Source organism: Catonella sp. (genome assembly GCF_052169795.1).
GTDB lineage: Bacteria > Bacillota > Clostridia > Lachnospirales > Lachnospiraceae > Catonella.
The window spans coordinates 1-5282 of the sequence record NZ_JBQNBU010000115.1; the positions used below are offsets into that span (position 1 = coordinate 1).

At 32.2% G+C, this 5282-nt stretch carries 5 protein-coding genes; all 5 read left to right on the plus strand.

Translation table 11 applies throughout. The annotated features are described in order from the left end of the window. Nucleotides 1-183, plus strand: a 183-nt coding sequence (locus ACTTKP_RS10965) for a hypothetical protein (protein ID WP_442553940.1), incomplete at its 5' end; no start/stop codon positions are given. 74 nt (nucleotides 184-257) lie between these two features. Beyond that, the gene (locus ACTTKP_RS10970; protein WP_442553941.1) at nucleotides 258-1052 is read left to right on the plus strand and encodes a WG repeat-containing protein; all 795 of its coding nucleotides are present in this window, start codon (nucleotides 258-260) and stop codon (nucleotides 1050-1052) included. Between the two features lie 82 nt (nucleotides 1053-1134). Continuing rightward, nucleotides 1135-3198, plus strand: coding sequence for a DUF262 domain-containing protein (locus ACTTKP_RS10975; RefSeq protein ID WP_442553942.1), 2064 nt, complete (start codon nucleotides 1135-1137; stop codon nucleotides 3196-3198). Between the two features lie 118 nt (nucleotides 3199-3316). Further along, entirely contained in the window at nucleotides 3317-3577 is a 261-nt protein-coding gene (locus ACTTKP_RS10980) for a hypothetical protein (RefSeq protein ID WP_442553943.1), read from the plus strand. Between the two features lie 33 nt (nucleotides 3578-3610). Beyond that, the coding region (locus tag ACTTKP_RS10985; RefSeq protein WP_442553944.1) for a CAP domain-containing protein at nucleotides 3611-5282 on the plus strand (1672 nt) is incomplete at its 3' end.

Below are 5282 nucleotides of genomic sequence, written 5' to 3' on the forward strand. Positions count from 1 at the left end.
AGCAAGCAAGCAAGCAAGCAAGCAAGCAAGCAAGCAAGCAAGCAAGCAAGCAAGGGGTTACTGCGTGATTTTATAGGCTTTGTTAAAACTGAATATTGTAAATTAAGGCATCTGTCTGATGAAATATCAGGCAGGTGCTTTTGTTGTTTAAAAATTGGATTTCTTTTTAACAAAGGTGGATAGACCTAAATTATTTATTAGTTTATTTAACAGAGTAAGTGATAAAAATAATGTGAGAATACGAGGAGAACTAAAGCATGAAATCTAAAAAATCAAAAGCATTACTAACAGTACTTCTTGCCGCCGTTATGATTGTGGGAAATATTCAGGGAGAAGTTACTGTAGCAAAGGCTGAGGAAACAACCATTAAGTGGGATAAGGCAGTTAAGAAAAAATACAGCTGGCTTGTTGAGAAGGGCTATAAGCTTGAAGGAACTATTGGAAATAATTTGCTTAAAATCAGTAATGAAAAGGGAGATATGTTTGGACTTGCAAAGGAAGATAGAACCATACTATATGAGCCTAAATATAAGACAATATCGGAATATAGTGGGCCAGCGTATTCATGGTACTATGATGGTAATATTATTATAGCGTCTGAAGAGGGAGAAGGTGAAAATGCGGTATATAGGGAAGGATTAATATCGCCTGATGGAGAAGTGATATTGCCGTTAGATTATGATATAATCAGACCTTTTTCAGAAGGTTTGATGTCGGTTTCTAAAAATTATAAATTTGCTTATCTAAATACAAAATTTAAAGTTGTAATACCTTATAAATATGATGATGCGAGCTTTTTCAATAAGGGCTTAGCGGTAGTAGCAAAAAAGAATAAGTATGGGGCAATAAATAAAAAGGGTAAAACGGTCATTCCTTTTGTTTATAAAGATATGAGTTATGACTATGAACATAAGGTGTACTCAGTTACTAAAGATTTTAAAAACTACGGATATATAAATAGTAAAGGCAAGGTTTTAGTGCCACTTAAATATGATTATGGTTCTGAAGAGGCAGAGGCAAAACTTATTAAAAAACTGAAAAAGACTAAGTAATCATAATAAATTAGTGCTCTCACTTGTTATTATAGTATTTAACATGGAGTAATATAAGAGAAAAAAGAAAGGAATAAAAAACATGAATGCAGCTAAAAACAGATTGTTACTTGGATTATTTAATGGAAATATGAAAAAATTTATAATTCCAGTTTATCAGAGGCAGTACAGTTGGAAAAAGGAAAACTGTATACAGCTTATGAAGGATCTTAAAGATGTTCATAAGAATAGAAATGAAACTCATTTTTTTGGAGCAATAGTTTTTGCATCAAAAAATGATGGCAGATGTGAGGAATTGACAATAATTGATGGACAGCAGAGAATCACTACAGTTTCACTGTTACTTTTAGCTATCAGAAATTATATGAGAGAACATAAGGATGTAGAGCTTGAGGTTACAAAAGAGGCTATAGAAGCATATTTGATTGATGTTCTTCAGAAAAATGAAAAGAAACTCAAGCTTAAACTGGTACAAGGAGATGATAATTCATATGAAATGCTTCTTAATGGCCATAATGATGGAAGTGACAACATAATGAACAACTATAATTATTTTTATAATGAGTTAGAAAAAATGAAACCGGAAGATATTGATGGTATCTATGATTCTATGGCAAAACTTGAATATGTTGGTATAAGCTTGGATGGGGATGATGATCCTCAGCTTATTTTTGAAAGTATGAATTCTACTGGCCTTGCACTAGATAATACTGACAAAGTAAGAAATTTTATTTTAATGGGAATGAAATACGATGCTCAGGAAAAATTCTATAAAAAATACTGGGAACCATTGGAAAAACTTGTAAGCAAGAATAATATGGACAGTTTTATAAGATACTATCTTGCTATCAAGACAAGGCAGTTATTTTCAGAAAAAGATTTATATTTTAAGTTTAAGGAATATTATTATAGTTGTAAAAAAACTGAAAAGGATGAGGTAAATAAAGAAGAGATTCTGAAAGATATGCTTGCATATGGAAAATATTTTTCGATTATAATTAATCCTGGTGAAGAAAAGAAGTCATATTTAGAAGTTTTAAGAAGGCTTTATAAATTACAGGTAAAGACCTGTATACCGCTCTTTATGGATTTATTTATGGCTAAAGAGAATAAAAAGCTCTCAGATGATGAGTTAGATAGAGCTTTTGAAATGGTTGAGAGTTATATTATAAGGAGAGAAATCTGCGATTTACCGACCAATTCTCTTAATAAAGGCTTTGCAAGGCTTGGAGGCGAAATAGAGAAAGAGTATAGTGAAGGAAGTTCTTACTTTGAACTATTTAAGAGTATGATGATGAGGAAGACAGGAAGAAGTCGCTTTCCAAGTAATAGTGATATGGAAGATAAATTTATCACATATGAGCTTTATACAAGAAAGCCTTCAGTTCGTCAGTATATACTTGAACGCCTTGAAAATTATGGCAATAAAGAGCAGATTGCAGTAGATAAGCAGATTTCAAAAGGGGAGCTTACAATAGAACATATAATGCCGCAGACTCTTACAGATGACTGGAGAGATGAGCTGGGCTCTGATAGTGAAGCTGTACATCTGAAATACCTTAACACTATAGGAAATCTTACACTAACAGCATATAATAGTGAATATAGCAACAATAGTTTTAACTATAAGAAGACATTAGAAGATAAGGGATTTTTGTCTAGTAAGTTATATTTGAATGAATATGTTGGACAGTGTAACTCCTGGGGAGAAAAGGAGATAGTAGAACGTGCAAAAATTCTTCTTGAAAAAGCAAAAAAAATATGGTGGATACCAGAAATGCCTAATGTAAAAGCAGATACTAGTACATGGTTTGAATGGGATAGTGACATAGATCTTACCAACAAAAAAATATCTAAGATTGATATTTTGGGTGAAGAAATAGATATTACAGGTGGAGTGGTAGATGCTTACAAGACAATAAATGAAAAACTATATGAGCTAGATTCAGAAAAATACAAACAGCACAAATTTTCTTGGACTTCTGACAAAGAAGAAGATTTAAGAAGTGCATATAAGATTGGGAATGAGCTTTTTATTGAAACAAATAACAACAGCAATGCTAAATTAAGGGCAATACAAGATCTTGCAGAAAGGTTTGAGCTTGAGTCTGAGGACATAAGGTTATTTGTTGAAAACAGAGAATAAGATTAATATTTTCTAGGCCATTTGTACAAGGTGTGTTCGAATGGCCTTTTAAACTATAAAATGAATATTAACTCAAAGAAAGCAACTAAGGTGCTTTCAGGTAAAAAATAATAGGTTAATGGCAGCAGGTGCACATTCAGATACAAGCAATGCCCTTATGGAAGTTATGACAGACACAGGAAAGAGTATATTTAAGCTAAAAGCTGTTAATGGAATGCTTTTATGGAAAGGCTTAGTATATGAACAGGAGTACTATGTAAATCATGAGCAGAGATTTAGGTATTATAAATGTGATGGGAATGGAAAGAATAAAACAAAGATAGACTATCGAGAATATGAGACTTATTTCAATCATCCACATTTGACATATGATGAATAAACATAAATTTCAAGGAAAGGATTGGTATTATACATGAAATTAAAATTTAATAGCATAAATAAAGCTATCTTTTTTATCTGTTTTATTTTCACTTTTTCAATAACTGTACTGCTTCATACTGCTAAAGCCTCTGATTTGGTAACAGTAAGCTACGAAGTAACTTATCATCAAAGTGAAGCCAGACAAATGTTAAGCCTTATAAATGAATTTAGAACAGGTGGAACATGGTACTGGAATGCAGATAATGATACTAAGACAAATATAGCAGCAGGGGAACTGGTTCCTTTGCAGCTTGATCCTGAACTTGAAAAAATAGCTATGAAGAGGGCTGCGGAGATAGCATTACTATTTCATAGTAGTCATACAAGACCAAATGGTGAGGGATGTTATACGGCTGGAGATTTCGTAGGAGAAAATGCGGCATATGGTCAAAGGAGCCAAAATGAAGCATTTATAGCTTGGTGTGAAGACAGTGAGGACTATAGCGGACAAGGACATAGAAGAAATATGCTTCAAAAAGGATATTCACATGTAGGCATTGGATGTGCAGAGGTTAACGGAAGAAAATACTGGGTTCAGAATTTTGGCAATAAAAGTTCAGGACAAGTTATGGGAATGGCAGATGATTCTAGAAAAATTGTAAGTGTAGATGTAAAAAGGGATTTTATAATGGACACTCCATTAATAGTCGAAACAAATGAAACATACCCTTATGACAGCCTTTTAATGTTGCGGGATAAAGAGCAGACAGTTAAATTAAAATCTAGTGATATTCTTAAAATAAAGAGGATGATTCCATACATTAAACTAATATACGAACAGCCGCCGATTCCTTTAACAGGAGTAAATGTTAAGGGGAAAAGTGTTGCTATTGATATAGTTGAACTTGATACTGAAGGAAATATAGTAGCTAAAACAGAAGGAAAAGGACAAATTATTTATGAGGCTAACTATCCTATGGGAGTATCAGAAAAGCGTTTGAATGTTGAAGTAGAGAGAATAGACATATCAAAAGATGAAGGAGTAGAAATAGAGATAGATACATTAAGCTATGGTCGTTATACTGGAAAACCTATTGAGCCTGTTTTGAAAATAGAATACACAGATGATTTATATAATGTAGTAGAGTTAAAAGAAGGTAAAGACTATAAATTAGAATTTAAAAATAATATAAATGCCAGTACAGAAAATAATGAAGCTATTGCAATTATAACAGGTATTAATGGATATAAGGGTAAAAAAGAAATATCGTTTTTTATTCCTCCTGCAGATGCTGATGAATTTACAATTTCTAAAATTCCTAATCAAAAATACACAGGCAAAGCGATTTGTCCCAAAGTGGATATCAAAAATGATGAGGGAATAGCCTTAGTTGAAGGAAAGGATTATATTCTTTCGTATGAGGACAATATTGCGGCAGGTACAGCAACAGTACATGTTGAATATAAAGGTAACTATAGCGGAGCTAATGATGTATATTTTTTAATTTTAGAAAAAGAGAAAACTTCAGCTAAAAATGATAATAACAAGAAAATAAAGCATGATAAGGAAGGAGACAAAAAAGAAGAAAATAAAGATAAAGACAAATCGAGTAGTACAACAAAAAATTCTGTTAAGTCAGAGGAAAAAATAAAGTTGCCTAATGAAGCAACTAATTCACAGACAGAAAATATTTCAAAGCCTTCAACAGTAATAAACAAAATAG

Bases quoted from the DNA above. Each gene is read 5' to 3' on its own strand.
- ACTTKP_RS10975 (WP_442553942.1), top strand. From the start codon at position 1,135: ATGAATGCAGCTAAAAACAGATTGTTACTTGGATTATTTAATGGAAAT.
- ACTTKP_RS10970 (WP_442553941.1), top strand. From the start codon at position 258: ATGAAATCTAAAAAATCAAAAGCATTACTAACAGTACTTCTTGCCGCC.
- ACTTKP_RS10980 (WP_442553943.1), top strand. From the start codon at position 3,317: ATGGCAGCAGGTGCACATTCAGATACAAGCAATGCCCTTATGGAAGTT.